At 51.2% G+C, this 19,104-nt stretch carries 15 protein-coding genes; 9 read left to right on the plus strand and 6 right to left on the minus strand.

Features of this window, described 5'->3' with window-relative positions; all coding sequences use genetic code 11:
• The first annotated feature begins 1 nt into the window (after nucleotide 1).
• The 6 genes from ssnA (at nucleotide 2) to ghxQ (ending at nucleotide 9,487) form a co-directional block, all read left to right on the plus strand.
• A complete protein-coding gene (ssnA, locus tag HEN21_RS07865; protein WP_000906293.1) occupies nucleotides 2–1,330 on the plus strand; it encodes a putative aminohydrolase SsnA in 1,329 nt (442 codons plus the stop codon).
• A 50-nt stretch (nucleotides 1,331–1,380) separates the two neighbouring features.
• A complete protein-coding gene (ygfM, locus tag HEN21_RS07870; RefSeq protein WP_000572470.1) occupies nucleotides 1,381–2,160 on the plus strand; it encodes a molybdopterin-dependent oxidoreductase FAD-binding subunit in 780 nt (259 codons plus the stop codon).
• Nucleotides 2,157–5,027 (plus strand): molybdopterin-dependent oxidoreductase Mo/Fe-S-binding subunit, encoded by a 2,871-nt coding sequence (locus tag HEN21_RS07875; RefSeq protein WP_176252455.1) that lies wholly within the window; start codon nucleotides 2,157–2,159, stop codon nucleotides 5,025–5,027. The genes ygfM and HEN21_RS07875 overlap by 4 nt, the downstream gene beginning before the upstream one ends.
• Nucleotides 5,028–5,359: 332 nt before the next feature.
• Nucleotides 5,360–6,760 (plus strand): xanthine/proton symporter XanQ, encoded by a 1,401-nt coding sequence (xanQ, locus tag HEN21_RS07880; protein ID WP_001280174.1) that lies wholly within the window; start codon nucleotides 5,360–5,362, stop codon nucleotides 6,758–6,760.
• A gap of 17 nt (nucleotides 6,761–6,777) precedes the next feature.
• A complete protein-coding gene (gene guaD / locus HEN21_RS07885) occupies nucleotides 6,778–8,094 on the plus strand; it encodes a guanine deaminase (RefSeq protein WP_010349348.1) in 1,317 nt (438 codons plus the stop codon).
• Between the two features lie 25 nt (nucleotides 8,095–8,119).
• Entirely contained in the window at nucleotides 8,120–9,487 is a 1,368-nt protein-coding gene (ghxQ, locus tag HEN21_RS07890) for a guanine/hypoxanthine transporter GhxQ (protein WP_021551327.1), read from the plus strand.
• Between the two features lie 35 nt (nucleotides 9,488–9,522).
• Here the strand turns inward: ghxQ and HEN21_RS07895 are convergent, their stop codons facing one another.
• On the minus strand, nucleotides 9,523–10,011 hold the full coding sequence (locus tag HEN21_RS07895; protein ID WP_000838403.1) for a 4Fe-4S dicluster domain-containing protein: 489 nt from the start codon (nucleotides 10,009–10,011) through the stop codon (nucleotides 9,523–9,525).
• Nucleotides 10,008–11,930 carry a formate-dependent uric acid utilization protein YgfT gene (gene ygfT, locus HEN21_RS07900; protein ID WP_176252456.1) on the minus strand — a complete coding sequence of 641 codons (1,923 nt, stop codon included), beginning with the start codon at nucleotides 11,928–11,930 and terminating at the stop codon, nucleotides 10,008–10,010. The genes HEN21_RS07895 and ygfT overlap by 4 nt, the downstream gene beginning before the upstream one ends.
• Before the next feature lie 434 nt (nucleotides 11,931–12,364).
• Between ygfT and uacT the strand changes: the two genes are divergently transcribed.
• The gene (gene uacT / locus HEN21_RS07905; protein WP_010347966.1) at nucleotides 12,365–13,813 is read left to right on the plus strand and encodes a urate/proton symporter UacT; all 1,449 of its coding nucleotides are present in this window, start codon (nucleotides 12,365–12,367) and stop codon (nucleotides 13,811–13,813) included.
• Between the two features lies 1 nt (nucleotide 13,814).
• A complete protein-coding gene (yqfG, locus tag HEN21_RS07910) occupies nucleotides 13,815–13,940 on the plus strand; it encodes a protein YqfG (RefSeq protein WP_016159664.1) in 126 nt (41 codons plus the stop codon).
• Here yqfG and HEN21_RS07915 read toward each other — a convergent pair.
• Nucleotides 13,937–14,008, minus strand: coding sequence for a hypothetical protein (locus HEN21_RS07915; RefSeq protein WP_123056740.1), 72 nt, complete (start codon nucleotides 14,006–14,008; stop codon nucleotides 13,937–13,939). The two genes, yqfG and HEN21_RS07915, sit on opposite strands and share 4 nt — an antisense overlap.
• A 54-nt stretch (nucleotides 14,009–14,062) precedes the next feature.
• On the opposite strand from HEN21_RS07915, the gene idi reads away from it, so the two are divergent.
• Complete coding sequence (gene idi, locus HEN21_RS07920) at nucleotides 14,063–14,611, plus strand: isopentenyl-diphosphate Delta-isomerase (RefSeq protein ID WP_105286458.1); 549 nt, start codon at nucleotides 14,063–14,065, stop codon at nucleotides 14,609–14,611.
• Nucleotides 14,612–14,654: 43 nt separating this feature from the next.
• Here the strand turns inward: idi and lysS are convergent, their stop codons facing one another.
• The 3 genes from lysS to recJ all read right to left on the minus strand — a co-directional run bounded on the left by lysS (nucleotide 14,655) and on the right by recJ (nucleotide 19,104).
• The gene (lysS, locus tag HEN21_RS07925; RefSeq protein ID WP_176242613.1) at nucleotides 14,655–16,172 is read right to left on the minus strand and encodes a lysine--tRNA ligase; all 1,518 of its coding nucleotides are present in this window, start codon (nucleotides 16,170–16,172) and stop codon (nucleotides 14,655–14,657) included.
• 9 nt (nucleotides 16,173–16,181) lie between these two features.
• Nucleotides 16,182–17,280, minus strand: a protein-coding gene (prfB, locus tag HEN21_RS07930; RefSeq protein WP_001701073.1) for a peptide chain release factor 2 whose coding sequence is annotated in 2 segments (ribosomal slippage) — nucleotides 16,182–17,204 and nucleotides 17,206–17,280 — 1,098 coding nt in all. Because the reading frame shifts where the segments join, the coding sequence is not laid out codon by codon here.
• A gap of 90 nt (nucleotides 17,281–17,370) precedes the next feature.
• A complete protein-coding gene (gene recJ / locus HEN21_RS07935) occupies nucleotides 17,371–19,104 on the minus strand; it encodes a single-stranded-DNA-specific exonuclease RecJ (protein WP_176252457.1) in 1,734 nt (577 codons plus the stop codon).

Consider the following 19,104-nt stretch of genomic DNA (forward strand, 5'->3'; position numbering starts at 1 on the left):
CATGTTGATTCTGAAGAATGTCACCGCAGTGCAGTTACACCCGGCAAAAGTGCAGGAAGGCGTCGATATCGCCATCGAAAATGATGTGATTGTCGCGATCGGCGATGCTCTGACGCAGCGTTATCCTGACGCCAGCTACAAAGAGATGCATGGCCGGATTGTGATGCCTGGGATTGTCTGCTCGCACAACCATTTTTACTCGGGACTTTCGCGCGGAATTATGGCGAACATCGCCCCCTGCCCGGATTTCATCTCAACGCTGAAAAATCTCTGGTGGCGGCTCGATCGTGCCCTTGATGAAGAGTCGCTCTATTACAGCGGGCTGATTTGTTCACTCGAAGCAATCAAGAGCGGATGCACGTCGGTTATCGATCACCATGCTTCCCCGGCTTATATCGGCGGGTCGCTCTCGACGCTGCGCAACGCATTTTTAAAAGTTGGCCTGCGTGCGATGACCTGTTTTGAAACCACTGACCGTAACAACGGCATCACAGAGTTACAGGAAGGTGTAGAAGAAAACATCCGTTTCGCCCGTCAGATTGACGACGCGAAGAAAGCGGCTACCGAGCCATATCTGGTCGAAGCGCATATTGGTGCTCACGCGCCGTTTACTGTGCCGGATGCAGGTCTGGAAATGCTGCGCGAAGCCGTAAAAGCCACCGGGCGTGGTTTACACATTCACGCTGCTGAAGATCTTTACGACGTTTCTCACAGTCACCACTGGTACGGCAAAGATCTGCTGGCACGGCTGGCGCAATTCGATCTTATCGATAGCAAAACGCTGGTCGCCCACGGCCTGTATCTGTCGAAAGAGGATATCGCCCTGCTTAATCAGCGTGACGCGTTCCTGGTACATAACGCCCGCTCCAACATGAATAACCATGTTGGTTACAACCATCATCTTAGCGATATCCGCAATCTGGCGCTGGGAACCGACGGCATCGGTTCAGACATGTTTGAAGAGATGAAATTCGCCTTCTTTAAACATCGTGACGCTGGTGGTCCGCTGTGGCCTGACAGTTTTGCCAAAGCCCTGACTAACGGCAACGAACTAATGAGTCGCAACTTTGGTGCGAAATTCGGCCTGCTGGAAGCCGGTTATAAAGCCGATTTAACCATTTGCGATTACAACTCGCCAACGCCGTTGCTGGCGGACAATATCGCCGGTCATATCGCTTTCGGCATGGGTTCAGGCAGCGTTCACAGCGTGATGGTCAACGGTGTCATGGTCTATGAAGACCGTCAGTTTAACTTCGATTGCGATTCCATTTATGCGCAAGCCAGAAAAGCCGCCGCCGGTATGTGGCGTCGGATGGATGCGCTGGCATAAATGACAGATACCCTCTTCCTTCAGGGAAGAGGGTTAAATAAGGAAAGAAGATGATTGAACAATTTTTCAGACCCGACTCTGTCGAACAGGCGCTGGAACTGAAGCGCCGCTACCAGGATGAAGCCGTCTGGTTTGCCGGGGGCAGCAAACTCAACGCCACACCAACCCGTACCGATAAAAAGATTGCCATTTCCTTGCAGGATCTGGAGCTGGACTGGGTTGACTGGGATAACGGCGCACTGCGTATTGGCGCAATGTCTCGCTTGCAGCCACTGCGTGATGCGCGATTTATTCCTGCAGCTTTGCGTGAAGCCCTCGGCTTTGTCTACTCTCGCCATGTTCGTAATCAGTCGACCATTGGTGGCGAAATCGCCGCCCGGCAGGAAGAGTCGGTGTTGCTTCCCGTCTTGCTGGCACTGGATGCTGAACTGGTTTTTGGCAACGGTGAAACGCTGTCAATTGAGGACTACCTGTCCTGCCCATGCGATCGTCTGCTGACAGAAATCATCATTAAAGATCCGTATCGCACCTGCGCGACTCGCAAAATTAGCCGTTCCCAGGCTGGGTTAACGGTGGTGACTGCGGCCGTTGCATTAACCGACCACGACGGTATGCGAATTGCGCTGGATGGCGTCGCCAGTAAAGCCCTGCGTCTGCACGATGTTGAAAAACAAAATCTGGAAGGCAATGCACTTGAACAGGCTGTCGCCAACGCCATTTTCCCGCAGGAAGATTTGCGGGGCAGCGTGGCCTATAAACGCTATATCACGGGAGTTCTGGTAGCCGACCTGTATGCCGACTGCCAACAGGCTGGGGAGGAAGCCGTATGATTATCCACTTTACTTTAAATGGCGCGCCCCAGGCGCTAACCGTTAATCCTGGCGAAAACGTGCAAAAGCTGTTGTTTAACATGGGAATGCACTCTGTACGCAACAGTGATGATGGCTTTGGGTTTGCCGGTTCTGACGCAATTATCTTTAACGGTAATATCGTTAACGCGTCCTTGCTTATTGCCGCACAGTTAGAAAAAGCAGATATTCGTACCGCAGAATCTCTGGGCAAATGGAACGAGTTAAGTCTGGTTCAGCAGGCAATGGTTGATGTCGGCGTGGTGCAGTCCGGTTATAACGATCCGGCTGCGGCTCTGATTATCACCGATCTTCTCGATCGCATTGCCACACCTACCCGCGAAGAGATCGACGACGCGCTCTCAGGTCTGTTCAGCCGCGATGCAGGCTGGCAGCAATACTACCAGGTCGTTGAACTGGCGGTTGCACGTAAAAATAATCCGCAGGCCACCATTGATATCGCTCCGACTTTCCGTGATGACCTTGAAGTCATTGGCAAGCATTATCCTAAAACTGATGCCGCGAAAATGGTGCAGGCGAAACCCTGCTATGTTGAAGACCGCGTAACGGCTGACGCCTGCGTCATTAAAATGTTACGTAGCCCACACGCTCACGCACTGATTACTCATCTGGATGTCAGCAAAGCTGAAGCCTTACCGGGCGTCGTTCACGTTATTACTCACCTGAATTGCCCGGATATCTACTATACCCCGGGTGGTCAGAGCGCACCGGAACCGTCACCGCTTGACCGCCGTATGTTCGGCAAGAAAATGCGTCATGTCGGCGATCGTGTTGCTGCGGTCGTCGCAGAAAGTGAAGAAATTGCGCTCGAAGCACTGAAGCTCATCGACGTTGAATATGAAGTGCTTAAGCCGGTAATGTCGATCGACGAAGCAATGGCGGAAGATGCGCCTGTCGTGCACGATGAACCAGTGGTGTATGTTGCTGGTGCGCCAGATACTCTGGAAGACGATAACAGCCATGCAGCCCAGCGCGGCGAGCATATGATCATCAACTTCCCGATCGGTTCTCGCCCTCGCAAAAATATCGCTGCCAGTATTCATGGTCATATTGGCGATATGGACAAAGGCTTTGCCGATGCCGATGTGATCATTGAGAGAACCTATAACTCAACGCAGGCACAGCAGTGCCCGACTGAAACACATATCTGCTTTACCCGGATGGACGGCGATCGTCTGGTTATCCACGCCTCCACCCAGGTACCATGGCACTTACGCCGCCAGGTCGCGCGCCTCGTGGGCATGAAACAGCATAAAGTTCATGTCATTAAAGAGCGAGTTGGCGGCGGTTTTGGTTCCAAACAGGACATCCTGCTGGAAGAAGTGTGCGCCTGGGCAACCTGCGTGACCGGGCGTCCGGTACTGTTCCGCTACACCCGTGAAGAAGAGTTTATTGCTAACACCTCTCGTCACGTCGCGAAAGTCACCGTCAAACTGGGAGCGAAAAAAGATGGTCGCCTGACGGCAGTGAAGATGGATTTCCGCGCCAACACTGGCCCTTACGGCAACCACTCACTCACCGTACCGTGTAACGGACCGGCGCTGTCGCTGCCGTTATATCCGTGCGATAACGTCGATTTCCAGGTCACCACCTACTACAGCAACATTTGCCCAAATGGTGCTTATCAGGGTTATGGCGCACCGAAAGGTAACTTCGCTATCACCATGGCATTAGCGGAACTGGCTGAACAGTTACAGATCGACCAACTGGAAATTATCGAACGTAACCGGGTACACGAAGGGCAAGAGCTGAAAATTCTCGGTGCAATCGGTGAAGGTAAAGCGCCGACCTCTGTTCCTTCCGCCGCCAGCTGCGCACTGGAAGAGATCCTGCGTCAGGGTCGCGAGATGATCCAATGGTCGTCACCGAAACCGCAAAATGGTGACTGGCATATCGGTCGCGGCGTCGCCATTATCATGCAGAAATCGGGGATCCCGGATATCGATCAGGCTAACTGCATGATCAAACTGGAATCGGACGGTACCTTTATCGTTCATTCTGGCGGTGCGGATATTGGTACTGGTCTGGATACTGTGGTGACGAAACTGACAGCAGAAGTGCTGCACTGCCCACCGCAGGACGTGCATGTTATCTCCGGTGATACCGATCATGCCTTGTTTGATAAAGGCGCATATGCCTCGTCCGGTACTTGCTTCTCGGGTAACGCGGCGCGTTTAGCAGCGGAAAATCTGCGGGAGAAAATTCTGTTCCACGGCGCGCAAATGTTGGGTGAGCCAGTGGCAGATGTTCAACTAGCAACGCCGGGCGTCGTGCGCGGTAAGAAAGGCGAAGTGAGTTTCGGGGATATTGCCCATAAAGGCGAAACCGGTACTGGCTTTGGTTCACTGGTGGGAACAGCCAGTTACATCACGCCTGATTTCGCCTTCCCGTATGGCGCAAACTTTGCCGAAGTTGCCGTTAACACGCGTACCGGTGAAATCCGCCTGGACAAATTCTACGCCCTGCTGGATTGCGGTACGCCGGTCAATCCGGAGTTAGCGTTGGGACAAATCTACGGCGCTACCCTGCGTGCTATCGGACACAGTATGAGCGAAGAAATCATTTATGACACCGAAGGTCACCCGTTAACCCGCGATTTACGCAGTTACGGCGCACCGAAAATTGGTGACATTCCGCGTGATTTCCGCGCTGTGTTGGTGCCGAGCGACGATAAAGTCGGCCCGTTCGGGGCAAAATCGATCTCGGAAATCGGTGTAAATGGCGCAGCTCCGGCGATTGCTACCGCAATTCACGATGCCTGCGGCATCTGGTTACGCGAATGGCATTTCACTCCGGAGAAAATACTCACCGCGCTGGAAAAAATATAAGTAATAAATGGCCGCTTCGGCGGCCTGGATTGCTGACAAATGCGAAATTGCCTGATGCGCTGCGCTTATCAGGCCTACATGTCGACTGCAATATATTGAGTTAGCATGATTTGGTAGGCGGATAAGGCGTTCACGCCGCATCCGGCATGAACAAAGCGCGATTTATCAACAATCTGTTACCGCTTCTGCGGCCTGTTTCTCTGTTTGAACGATGACTAAATAGTAACTGCGAAAATGAGATAAGCCGTTCTCAAGGCGTCCTGCGCCCCAAATTCGTGGGTATTTATTTTACTGATTCAGATGATCAAATTTACTTTAAAAGGAGTGAAGGGATGTCTGATATAAACCATGCAGGTTCCGACCTTATATTTGAACTGGAGGATCGCCCTCCCTTTCATCAGGCTATTGTTGGCGCAATTACCCATCTGTTGGCAATTTTCGTTCCGATGGTGACTCCCGCATTAATTGTGGGTGCGGCCTTACAACTTTCCGCAGAAACAACCGCCTATCTGGTTTCAATGGCGATGATCGCCTCCGGCATTGGAACATGGTTACAGGTAAACCGTTATGGCATCGTGGGTTCCGGTTTACTCTCCATTCAGTCAGTCAATTTTTCATTTGTTACCGTCATGATTGCGCTGGGCAGCAGCATGAAAAGCGATGGTTTCCACGAAGAATTAATCATGTCGTCGCTGCTTGGCGTTTCCTTCGTCGGCGCATTTCTGGTTGTCGGTTCTTCTTTTATCCTGCCTTATCTACGTCGGGTTATCACCCCCACCGTCAGCGGCATTGTGGTGCTGATGATCGGCTTAAGCCTGATTAAAGTCGGCATTATCGATTTTGGCGGTGGATTTGCAGCCAAAAGCAGCGGTACGTTCGGCAATTACGAACATCTCGGCGTTGGTTTATTGGTTTTGATTGTGGTGATCGGCTTTAACTGCTGCCGTAGTCCGTTGCTACGCATGGGCGGGATCGCCATCGGGCTTTGCGTCGGCTATATCGCGTCGTTATGTCTTGGCATGGTGGATTTCAGCAGTATGCGCAACCTGCCGTTAATCACTATCCCACATCCGTTCAAATACGGGTTTAGTTTCAGCTTTCATCAGTTCCTGGTGGTTGGCACTATTTATCTGCTTAGCGTACTGGAGGCAGTAGGCGATATCACCGCCACGGCAATGGTTTCCCGCCGTCCTATTCAGGGTGACGAATATCAGTCACGACTGAAAGGTGGCGTGCTGGCAGATGGCCTGGTCTCTGTTATCGCCTCCGCTGTCGGTTCATTACCGCTAACCACGTTTGCGCAAAATAATGGGGTTATTCAGATGACTGGCGTCGCTTCACGTTATGTCGGGCGAACCATCGCGGTTATGTTGGTTATCCTCGGGTTATTTCCGATGATCGGCGGCTTCTTCACCACTATCCCCTCGGCAGTTCTGGGGGGCGCAATGACGTTAATGTTTTCCATGATTGCCATTGCCGGTATCCGCATCATTATCACCAATGGCTTAAAACGCCGTGAAACACTTATCGTCGCCACCTCATTAGGTTTAGGTCTTGGTGTTTCCTACGATCCCGAAATTTTTAAAATATTGCCTGCCTCTATTTATGTATTAGTTGAAAACCCTATTTGTGCAGGCGGGTTAACTGCGATTTTATTAAATATTATTCTCCCTGGTGGCTACCGACAGGAAAACGTTCTGCCTGGTATTACCTCAGCGGAAGAGATGGATTAAAAGTAAAGGAGTCAATGATGTCAGGAGAACACACGTTAAAAGCAGTACGAGGCAGTTTTATTGATGTCACCCGTACAGTCGATAACCCGGAAGAGATCGCCTCTGCGCTGCGGTTTATTGAGGATGGTTTACTACTCATTAAACAAGGGAAAGTGGAGTGGTTTGGCAAATGGGAGGACGGAAAGCATCAAATTCCTGACACCATTCGCGTTCGCGACTATCGCGGCAAACTGATAGTTCCGGGCTTTGTCGATACACATATCCATTATCCGCAAAGTGAAATGGTCGGTGCCTATGGCGAGCAGTTGCTGGAATGGCTGAATAAACACACCTTCCCCACAGAGCGTCGTTATGAAGATTTAGAATATGCCCGCGAAATGTCGGCATTTTTCATCAAACAGTTATTGCGCAACGGCACAACCACGGCGCTAGTGTTTGGGACTGTTCATCCGCAATCCGTTGATGCGCTGTTTGAAGCCGCCAGTCATATCAATATGCGCATGATTGCCGGCAAGGTGATGATGGATCGCAATGCGCCGGATTATCTGCTCGATACCGCAGAAAGCAGCTATCACCAAAGCAAAGAACTGATCAAACGCTGGCACAAAAATGGACGTCTGTTATACGCCATTACGCCGCGCTTCGCACCGACTTCATCTCCCGAACAGATGGCAATGGCGCAACGCCTGAAAGAAGAGTTTCCCGATACGTGGATACATACCCATCTGTGTGAAAACAAAGATGAAATTGCCTGGGTGAAAGAGCTTTATCCTGAACATGATGGTTATCTGGATGTTTATCACCAGTATGGCCTGACAGGTAAAAACTGCGTCTTTGCTCACTGCGTCCATCTGGAAGAAAAAGAGTGGGATCGTCTCAGCGAGACTAAATCCAGCATCGCGTTTTGTCCAACCTCCAACCTTTATCTCGGCAGCGGCTTATTCAACCTGAAAAAAGCATGGAATAAGAAAGTCAAAGTTGGCATGGGGACTGACATTGGCGCAGGAACCACCTTCAACATGCTGCAAACACTGAACGAAGCCTACAAAGTATTGCAGCTACAGGGCTATCGTCTCTCAGCATATGAAGCATTTTATCTTGCCACGCTCGGTGGCGCGAAATCTCTGGGGCTTGACGATCTGATCGGCAACTTTATACCAGGCAAAGAGGCTGATTTCGTGGTGATGGAACCTACCGCCACACCGCTGCAGCAACTGCGCTATGACAACTCTGTTTCTTTAGTCGACAAATTGTTCGTGATGATGACGTTGGGCGATGACCGTTCTATCTATCGCACCTACGTTGATGGTCGTCTGGTGTACGAACGTAACTAATAATAAACCTCGTGAGGACATCATTATGTCTGGAGACATCCTACAAACACCGGACGCACCAAAGCCACAGGGCGCGCTGGATAATTATTTTAAAATTACCGCTCGTGGCAGCAGCGTTCGCCAGGAGGTACTGGCGGGTCTGACCACATTCCTCGCTATGGTTTACTCCGTTATCGTAGTGCCGGGAATGCTGGGTAAAGCAGGTTTTCCTCCCGCAGCGGTCTTCGTTGCCACCTGTCTGGTCGCAGGCTTCGGCTCTCTGCTGATGGGGTTATGGGCTAACCTGCCAATGGCGATTGGTTGCGCCATTTCCTTGACAGCATTTACTGCATTCAGCCTGGTACTTGGGCAACAAATTAGCGTTCCGGTAGCACTAGGGGCGGTCTTTCTGATGGGGCTGATATTTACCGCTATCTCCGTAACTGGCGTGCGAACCTGGATCTTACGCAATTTACCAATGGGTATTGCGCACGGTACAGGTATCGGTATCGGGCTGTTTCTGCTGCTGATTGCTGCTAACGGTGTGGGTATGGTTATCAAAAACCCGATTGAAGGCTTGCCGGTGGCGCTCGGTGCGTTTACTTCCTTTCCGGTGATGATGAGTTTGCTGGGATTAGCGGTCATTTTCGGTCTGGAGAAGTGCCGCGTACCTGGTGGGATCTTGCTGGTGATTATCGCCATCTCGATCATCGGATTAATTTTTGATCCGGCGGTGAAATACCACGGTCTGGTGGCAATGCCGAGTCTGACGGGTGAAGATGGAAAATCTCTGATTTTCAGCCTGGATATTATGGGCGCGCTCCAGCCAACCGTACTTCCGAGTGTACTGGCATTAGTGATGACTGCTGTGTTTGACGCCACCGGCACCATCCGTGCAGTAGCCGGTCAGGCGAATCTGCTGGATAAAGACAACCAAATAATCAACGGTGGCAAAGCCCTGACCAGTGACTCGGTTAGCTCAATATTCTCCGGTTTAGTGGGTGCGGCACCTGCGGCAGTTTATATCGAATCAGCGGCAGGAACCGCCGCCGGAGGCAAAACCGGTTTGACCGCTACCGTGGTTGGTGCATTGTTCCTGTTGATTCTGTTTTTATCTCCGCTGTCGTTTCTGATCCCTGGGTATGCCACAGCCCCTGCACTGATGTACGTTGGTCTACTGATGTTAAGCAACGTTTCGAAGCTGGATTTCAACGACTTTATTGATGCAATGGCCGGACTGGTGTGTGCCGTGTTCATCGTCCTGACCTGCAATATCGTTACCGGTATTATGCTGGGCTTTGTGACGCTGGTTGTAGGTCGCGTCTTTGCTCGCGAATGGCAAAAACTGAATATTGGTACGGTTATCATTACCGTCGCCCTGGTCGCGTTTTACGCTGGTGGTTGGGCTATTTAAGAGATTCTCCGCGCCTTTCAGCGCGGAGATTTCTATCAGAGATGATTCTCGCCGCTGGCAGCAATACGCTGCTGGCGGATTTGCCTGAGTTCTCTCTCAGTCATCAACTGCAACGCCTGCGTTGGGCAAGATTCAACGCAGGCTGGCCCCTCTTCCCGCTGTTCACAGAGATCGCATTTCACGATGAGTTGGCGAGTATGTCCGGGCAAAGACTGAACAGTGATCATCCCAAACGGGCACGCACTGACACAACTCTGACAGCCAATACAGCGGGCAGAATTTGCCTGTACCACCTGTTCGCCCATCGTCAGCGCCTGCACGGGGCAAGCGCCAACACAAGGGGCGTTTTCGCACTGATGGCACATCACTGGCGCACTAATGTTGTTCAGACGCTGCACTTTTAAACGTGGGAGAAAGAAACTCGCATTCAACTCCTGTTCTAACGGATGGGCGACCACGCAAGCCACTTCGCAAGTACGGCAGCCAATACAGTCAGCTGGATTAACGATAATTAACGATTTCATCGCGATGCCTTCGTATTAAACATAGCTAACATATCGTGTGCCGCCTGTCTTCCTGCTGCCATTGCGGTGACGACCAGATCCGCACCATGAACGGCATCACCACCGGCAAAAACCTTTTTCAGATGCGTCTGGGTGGATAAATGCCCTGCATCGCCAGTTTTTATCAGCCCCCATTTATCAAGTTTAATGCCGCTGCCCTGCAACCACGGCATGGCATGTGCCTGGAAGCCAAAGGCCATAATCAGCACATCGGCGGGCAGTTCAAACTCAGATCCCGCCACCGGACGTGGACGACGGCGACCATCAGGCCCCGGCTCACCCATTGCGGTACGAATCAAGCCCACCGCCTTTAAGCGCCCGTTATCATCAAGAGCGATATATTGCGGCTGAACATTGAACAGAAACTCAACGCCTTCCTCACGCGCATTAACCACCTCTTTTCGCGAGCCGGGCATACTGACTTCATCACGCCGATAAGCACAGGTCACACTGGCGGCCTTCAGGCGAATGGATGTGCGCAGGCAATCCATTGTTGTATCGCCGCCCCCCAATACGACAACTCGCTTACCTTCTACATCCGTCAGCGGATACTCTGCAGACTCTGGCAGCCCCATCAACTGGCGAGTATGCGCGGTCAGAAACGGTAGCGCCTGAATCACACCGGGCGCATCTTCATGCGGCAGATCCGCTCGCATCATCCCGTAAGTCCCCACCCCGAGGAAAACAGCATCATATTCCGCCGTTAATTCGTTGAAAGAGATATCGCGGCCAATTTCACAGTTGAGATGAAAGTCGATCCCCATCGCGGTGAATATCTCCCGCCGCTGGCTTAACACCGCTTTATCGAGCTTGAAAGGAGGAATACCAAAGGTGAGCATACCGCCGATTTCCGGATGGCGATCAAAGACATCAACATGAACGCCAGCGCGCGCCAGGATATCGGCACACCCCAGTCCTGCTGGCCCGGCACCAATCACAGCTACCCGTTCCATACGCGGAACGACCTGGCTGACATCGGGACGCCAGCCCATCGCCAGCGCAGTATCAGTAATATAGCGTTCCAGATTGCCGATAGAGACTGCGCCAGAGTGATCTTTCAAAGTACATGCGCCCTCACAAAGCCGATCCTGCGGACATACCCTGCCGCAGATTTCTGGTAAGGAGCTGGTCTGGTGGCAGAGTTCTGCCGCTTCAATAATCTTCCCTTCCTGTACCAGATGGATGTAATCCGGAATGGCGTTATGCAACGGACAATGCCAGTTACAGTTGGCTTTTTTGGCACAATAAACACAGCGGTCACTCTCATAAGTTGCTTGTTGCGGATCCAGTCCACAATAGATTTCGCCAAAGTGAGTCTTCCGCTCGTTCGCTGTAATTTTCTCTGCGCCTTTGCGCGGGTTAACGGGGAGCAACGCTGCACGGCGAGATGGCTGAGCATCTGATGACGCCTTTCCTTCTGCCGTTTTGCGCTGGCGGGTCATCTTTATCTGCTGTAACCCTTTATCGTCCATCAGCCTTAACGCCTGTGTTGGGCAGACCTCAATACAGGCTTGCGCGCCGGAACTGCGCTGGTTACAAAGGTCGCATTTCTGCGCAATAGAACCGACCATCTCGATTACGCCAAAGGGGCAAGCGATTGCGCATCTTTTACAGCCAATACACTTTTGCTCGTCCAGTTGTACGCTATCAGGCTGGAAAGTCAGAGCATTTACCGGGCAAACCGTAACGCAGGGGGCATTGTTGCAATGATGACAGGCCACCGGATTCGCGTGCAGGCCTTTCCCAACAATGTGAATACGGGGTCTAAAGTCACTGTAGCTCTGCGGCCAGTTTTCTTGATTGTGTGCCGCCGCACAGGCAATTTCACAGGCATGACAGCCTATACATTCCGCAGCTTCAGCAGCGATAAACTTATTCATTTGCATCCCTTTCATTTGATGAGTTATGTCTTCTCAAATGTCGCGATGCAATAAACGGGCATATATTATAAAACGTGTCCGCTTTAATGATATTTTGCGACTGAGGTCAAATTATTACCCCTCAATCTGTGCCGCTTTCATTAATTAAACTCCATCGCTGAAAACAGAGTAATCCAACTCAAAAGCATTAAATGCGAGAGTGCAACATGCCAGAATGATTAAAGACATATCAATATGAGAAAATTAAAGATAATTCCATTGTCTTATTCTTTTCTCATTTTCTTGGTTTAACCAGGATTATGTGATTGCCTCCGCATTTCCATTCTATAACTTCCCTTCCTCGTTAAAACTGGCATCCCACGAGCATGTCATTAAACAGTTTTATTAACGTAAACGGTTGCATTTCACTCTGGCGAGCGAAAGGAGAATGACTGATGAGCGCCATAGATTCCCAACTTCCCTCATCTTCAGGGCAAGACCGCCCCACCGATGAGGTTGACCGCATATTATCACCAGGAAAGTTGATCATACTCGGTCTGCAACACGTACTTGTGATGTATGCAGGCGCAGTCGCTGTACCACTGATGATTGGTGACAGACTCGGCCTTACCAAAGAGGCGATAGCGATGCTTATTAGCTCCGACCTCTTTTGCTGCGGTATCGTCACACTTTTGCAATGCATTGGCATCGGTCGTTTTATGGGGATCCGCCTGCCCGTTATTATGTCAGTGACCTTTGCAGCTGTAACGCCAATGATAGCTATCGGGATGAACCCGGATATCGGGCTGCTGGGGATTTTTGGCGCAACCATCGCAGCCGGATTTATCACCACATTATTAGCGCCGCTTATTGGTCGCTTAATGCCTTTGTTCCCACCGCTGGTTACCGGTGTGGTTATTACCTCTATCGGGCTGAGTATTATTCAGGTGGGCATTGATTGGGCTGCGGGAGGTAAAGGAAATCCGCAATATGGTAATCCCGTTTATTTAGGAATCTCCTTCGCAGTCTTAATTTTCATCTTGCTTATTACTCGCTATGCAAAAGGATTTATGTCCAATGTTGCCGTATTACTGGGGATTGTATTTGGCTTTTTACTTTCATGGATGATGAATGAAGTCAATTTATCCGGGCTGCATGATGCTTCGTGGTTTGCGATTGTTACGCCGATGTCGTTTGGTATGCCGATTTTCGACCCCGTTTCTATTTTGACCATGACCGCAGTTCTCATCATCGTATTTATTGAGTCGATGGGGATGTTCCTGGCACTGGGTGAAATAGTCGGTCGTAAGCTCTCTTCGCACGACATTATTCGCGGGCTGCGCGTGGATGGCGTAGGAACCATGATCGGCGGAACGTTTAACAGTTTTCCGCATACATCTTTTTCACAAAACGTCGGTCTGGTCAGCGTGACGCGCGTTCATAGCCGCTGGGTGTGTATTTCTTCGGGGATTATTTTAATTCTGTTCGGCATGGTGCCTAAAATGGCGGTGCTGGTGGCTTCCATTCCGCAATTTGTGCTGGGCGGCGCGGGGCTGGTGATGTTCGGCATGGTGCTGGCAACAGGGATTCGGATTCTGTCGCGCTGTAACTACACCACCAACCGTTACAACCTTTATATTGTGGCAATCAGTCTCGGCGTTGGCATGACCCCGACGCTTTCTCACGATTTTTTTTCTAAATTACCGGCCGTACTGCAACCGTTGCTGCATAGCGGCATTATGCTCGCAACCCTTAGCGCCGTTGTGCTGAACGTCTTCTTTAATGGCTATCAGCATCATGCTGACCTGGTGAAGGAATCCGTCTCTGATAAAGATCTAAAAGTCAGGACAGTACGTATGTGGCTTCTGATGCGCAAGCTGAAGAAAAATGAGCATGGAGAATAATATGAATCTTTTAATGCGCGCTATATTCAGTCTGTTATTACTCTTAATGATCTCCATTCCTGTCATTTCTGACTGCGTTGCAATGGCTATTGAAAGCCGCTTCAAATATATGATGTTGCTTTTTTAAATGGTCTTTCTCTGTCGGCATCCGCTCAAAACGGGCGGTTGTCGATAAACGCTCACTTGGTTAATCATTTAACACTTCTGTTATCTATAATGACGAGTGATTAGAATTACATGTGAGAAATTATGCAAACGGAACACGTCATTTTACTGAATGCACAGGGAGTCCCTTCGGGTACACTGGAAAAATATGCTGCACACACGGCAAATACCCCCTTACATCTCGCGTTCTCCAGTTGGCTGTTTAATGCCAAAGGGCAATTATTAGTTACCCGCCGCGCACTGAGCAAAAAAGCATGGCCGGGTGTGTGGACAAACTCGGTTTGTGGGCATCCACAACTGGGAGAAAGCAACGAAGACGCAGTGATCCGCCGTTGCCGCTTTGAACTGGGTGTGGAAATAACATCACCAGAACCGGTTTATCCCGGCTTTCACTACCGCGCCACCGATCCGAGTGGCATTGTCGAAAATGAAGTGTGCCCGGTATTTGCCGCTCGCGTAATCAGCGAGTTACAGCCCAACAATGATGAAGTGATGGATTATCAATGGTGTGATTTAGCAGATGTATTACACGGTATTGATGCTACGCCGTGGGCGTTCAGCCCGTGGATGGTGATGCAGGTAGCCAATAGCGAAGCCAGAAAACAATTGTCTGCATTTACACAGCTTAAATAAAAAACCCCGACGGTTGCCGGGGTTATGTGCTTACGCGTAATACTTATTTTACCGGACGCATCGCCGGGAACAGAATAACGTCGCGGATAGTATGGCTGTTGGTGAAAAGCATAACCATACGGTCGATACCAATTCCCAGACCTGCTGTCGGCGGCAGACCATGTTCCAGCGCAGTAACGTAATCTTCATCGTAGAACATTGCTTCATCGTCGCCTGCGTCTTTCGCCGCAACCTGATCTAGGAAACGCTGCGCCTGATCTTCTGCATCGTTCAGTTCGCTAAAGCCGTTACCAATCTCACGACCGCCAATAAAGAATTCAAAGCGATCGGTGATTTCCGGGTTGACGTCGTTACGACGCGCCAGCGGAGAAACTTCAGCCGGGTATTCAGTAATGAAGGTCGGCTGAATCAGATTCGCTTCTGCCACTTCGTCAAAGATCTCGGTCACAATACGACCCAGCCCCCAGCTCTTCTCAACGTGAATGCCGAGAGATTCAGCAATCGCTTTCGCAGAGTCGAAGTTATCCAGATCTGCCATGTCAGTTTCCGGGCGATATTTCTTAATCGCTTCACGCATGGTCAGTTTTTCGAACGGCTTACCGAAGTCCAGTACCACATCACCGTAGGTTACTTCGGTCTTACCGAGAATATCCTGCGCCAGAGTGCGGAACAGCGATTCGGTCAGTTCGATCAGATCTTTGTAATCCGCGTAAGCCATATAGAGTTCCATCATGGTGAACTCTGGGTTATGGCGTACGGAGATACCTTCGTTACGGAAGTTACGGTTGATTTCGAACACTCGTTCAAAGCCGCCAACCACCAGACGCTTAAGGTACAGTTCCGGCGCAATACGCAGGTACATGTCGAGATCCAGCGCGTTATGATGGGTGATAAACGGACGCGCAGCCGCACCGCCAGGGATCACCTGCATCATCGGGGTTTCAACTTCCATAAAGCCGCGATTCACCATGAACTGGCGAATGCCAGAGAGGATCTGTGAACGCACTTTAAAGGTGTTGCGGGAATCATCGTTAGAGATAAGATCCAGATAACGCTGACGATAACGCGCTTCCTGATCTTGCAAGCCGTGGAATTTGTCTGGCAGCGGGCGCAGTGCTTTGGTCAGCAAACGCAGCTCGGTGCAGTGGATCGACAGTTCGCCGGTTTTGGTTTTAAACAGCTTACCTTTTGCGCCGATAATATCGCCAAGATCCCATTTCTTAAATTGATCGTTATAAATGCCTTCCGGCAGATCATCACGAGCTACATACAGCTGAATGCGACCACCGACATCCTGCAGGGTAACGAAAGAAGCTTTACCCATGATTCGGCGAGTCATCATGCGACCAGCTACAGCGACTTCGATGTTCAACTCTTCCAGCTCTTCGTTCTCTTTACCGTCGAAGTCTGTATGCAGTTGGTCAGAAGTATGGTCGCGACGGAAATCATTCGGAAAGGCAATCCCCTGCTCGCGCAGGTTCGCCAGCTTTTCGCGACGTGTTTTCAGTTCATTGTTAAGATCGGTTACCGCGTCAGTGCCTTGTACGTGTTGTTCAGACATGTTGGTTCCTTATAACCCAGCTTTCAAACTTGCTTCGATAAATTGATCCAGGCTGCCATCCAGCACTGCCTGCGTGTTGCGGGTTTCAACCCCGGTACGCAGATCTTTAATGCGGGAGTCATCAAGGACATAAGAACGAATCTGGCTGCCCCAGCCGATGTCAGATTTATTGTCTTCCATCGCCTGTTTCTCAGCATTCTTCTTCTGCATCTCCAGCTCATAAAGCTTCGCTTTCATCTGCTTCATGGCCTGGTCTTTGTTCTTGTGCTGGGAACGGTCATTCTGGCACTGGGTCACAATCCCGGTCGGGATGTGAGTAATACGCACCGCAGATTCGGTACGGTTAACGTGCTGACCGCCTGCACCGGACGCGCGATATACATCAATGCGCAGATCCGCTGGGTTGATTTCGATATCAATATCGTCATCCACTTCTGGGTAAACAAACGCGGAACTAAACGACGTGTGACGACGACCGCCGGAGTCAAACGGGCTCTTACGCACCAGACGGTGAACGCCGGTTTCTGTGCGCAGCCAACCATAAGCGTAATCGCCGGAGATCTTGATAGTCACGGATTTGATACCCGCCACTTCACCTTCTGACTCTTCGATAATTTCAGTTTTGAAACCGCGCGATTCTGCCCAGCGCAGATACATACGCTCAAGCATACTTGCCCAGTCCTGTGCTTCCGTACCGCCGGAACCTGCCTGGATATCAAGGTAGCAGTCGGCGCTGTCATATTCGCCGGAGAACATGCGGCGGAACTCAAGCTGCGCCAGTTTTTCTTCCAGGGCGTCGAGTTCAGCAACGGCTTCGTTAAAGGTTTCTTCGTCGTCAGCTTCTACAGCCAGTTCCAGCAGACCGGAAACATCTTCCAGCCCTTGTTTCATTTGGTCGAGGGTATCGACAACAGCCTCGAGAGAGGAACGCTCTTTACCCAGCGCCTGCGCACGTTCGGGTTCGTTCCAGACATCCGGCTGTTCCAGCTCGGCGTTTACTTCTTCCAGACGCTCTTTCTTGGCGTCGTAGTCAAAGATACCCCCTAAGAACGTCGGAGCGTTCCGTGAGGTCCTGAATGCGATTATTTACCGGATTAATTTCAAACATGGTCTGATTTCTTTTATTGAGCTAGTCAAAATGCGGTGATAAGAGCGGGATTGTACCCAATCCACACTCTTTTTTATAGAGAAGACGACGCTAAAGTGGCCAGATATTATCGATGATAATCTGTAGACTGCGGTTGCCACGAAACTCGTTGATATCCAGTTTGTAGGCCAGTTGAACTTCACGCACGCCGTTATCAGGCCAAAGGGTCGTATCAACGTTAAACGCAATACCATCCAGCAGCGGGCCGCCGCCGACCGGTTCAACCATGACCTTCAGATGGCGCTCCCCCACCAGCCGCTGTTGCAGCAGGCGGAAATGACCGTCAAACAGCGGTTCCGGGAACATCTGCCCCCACGGACCGGCATCACGCAGCAGTTGCGCAACTTCCATGGTCATCTCCGCTGCACTTAACGGGCCGTCGGAAATCACTTCACCCTGTAATAATGCCGGATCCAGCCACTCGGTAACCAGTTCGCCAAAGCGTTGCTGAAAGAGTTCGAATTTGTCCTCTTCCAGTGACAATCCTGCCGCCATCGCATGACCGCCAAACTTGAGCATCATGCCAGGGTAGAGCGTGTCTAACCGCTCCAGCGCGTCGCGCATATGCAGTCCCTGAATGGAGCGCCCAGAACCTTTCAACGTACCGTCGCCCGCAGGCGCAAAGGCGATAACCGGACGATGAAAACGCTCTTTGATGCGCGAAGCCAGAATACCAACGACGCCCTGATGCCATTCAGGGTGATACATTGCCAGCCCGCCAGGCAGCGTATCGCGGCTACGCTCCAGTTGCTCGCACAAGGTCAGTGCTTCGACCTGCATTCCCTGTTCAATCTCTTTTCGCGTCTGGTTTAGTGCATCAAGCTCATTAGCCAGAACGCGCGCTTCGCCGATGTTGTCGCAAAGTAACAGTGCCACGCCAACGGACATATCATCCAGTCGTCCGGCGGCATTGAGACGCGGCCCCAGCGCAAAACCTAAATCGCTGGCAGCGAGTTTTTGTGCATCGCGGTTTGCCACTTCCAGCAGAGCTTTAATCCCCGGACGGCACTTCCCGGCACGGATGCGACTCATCCCCTGCCAGGTCAGAATACGATTATTGGCGTCCAGCGGCACTACATCCGCCACCGTACCCAGCGCCACCAGATCCAGCAATTCCGCCAGATTCGGTATTGCGATACCACGCTCATCGAACCAACCCCGATCGCGCAAAAAGGTGCGTAACGCCAGCATCAGATAAAACGCTACGCCAACGCCTGCCAGCGATTTCGACGGAAACTCGCAGTCACGCAGATTGGGATTAATAATGGCTTCCGCCGCAGGTAAAGTTTCGCCAGGCAAATGATGATCGGTAACAATAACCGGAATGCCCAACGACCGAGCATGTTCAACACCTGCGTGGGAAGAAATGCCGTTATCAACCGTTACAATCAACTGCGCGCCACGCGCATGAGCCTGATCGACCACTTCCGGACTTAAGCCGTAACCGTCTTCGAAACGGTTCGGTACAAGGTAGTCGATGTTGTCACAGCCGAGAGAACGCATCGCCAGCACGCTCAGAGCTGTGCTGGTGGCACCGTCGGCGTCGAAATCACCGACCACAATAATCCGTGTTCCTTCGCGAAAAGCGTTGTAAAGGATCTCAACGGCCTTTTCGACACCGCTCAGTTGCTGCCAGGGCAGCATACCTTTAACGCTACGCTCCAGTTCCTGCGCGCTGCGCACGCCCCGGCTGGCGTATAAACGCCGCAGCAAGGGGGGCAGGTCAGCGGGCAGGTCTGCCGTTTCGTCGACTTCACGACGACGAAGTTGTATCTGTTGTTTCAC

The sequence above is a fragment of the Escherichia sp. 93.1518 genome, assembly GCF_013368915.2.
Classification (GTDB): domain Bacteria; phylum Pseudomonadota; class Gammaproteobacteria; order Enterobacterales; family Enterobacteriaceae; genus Escherichia; species Escherichia ruysiae.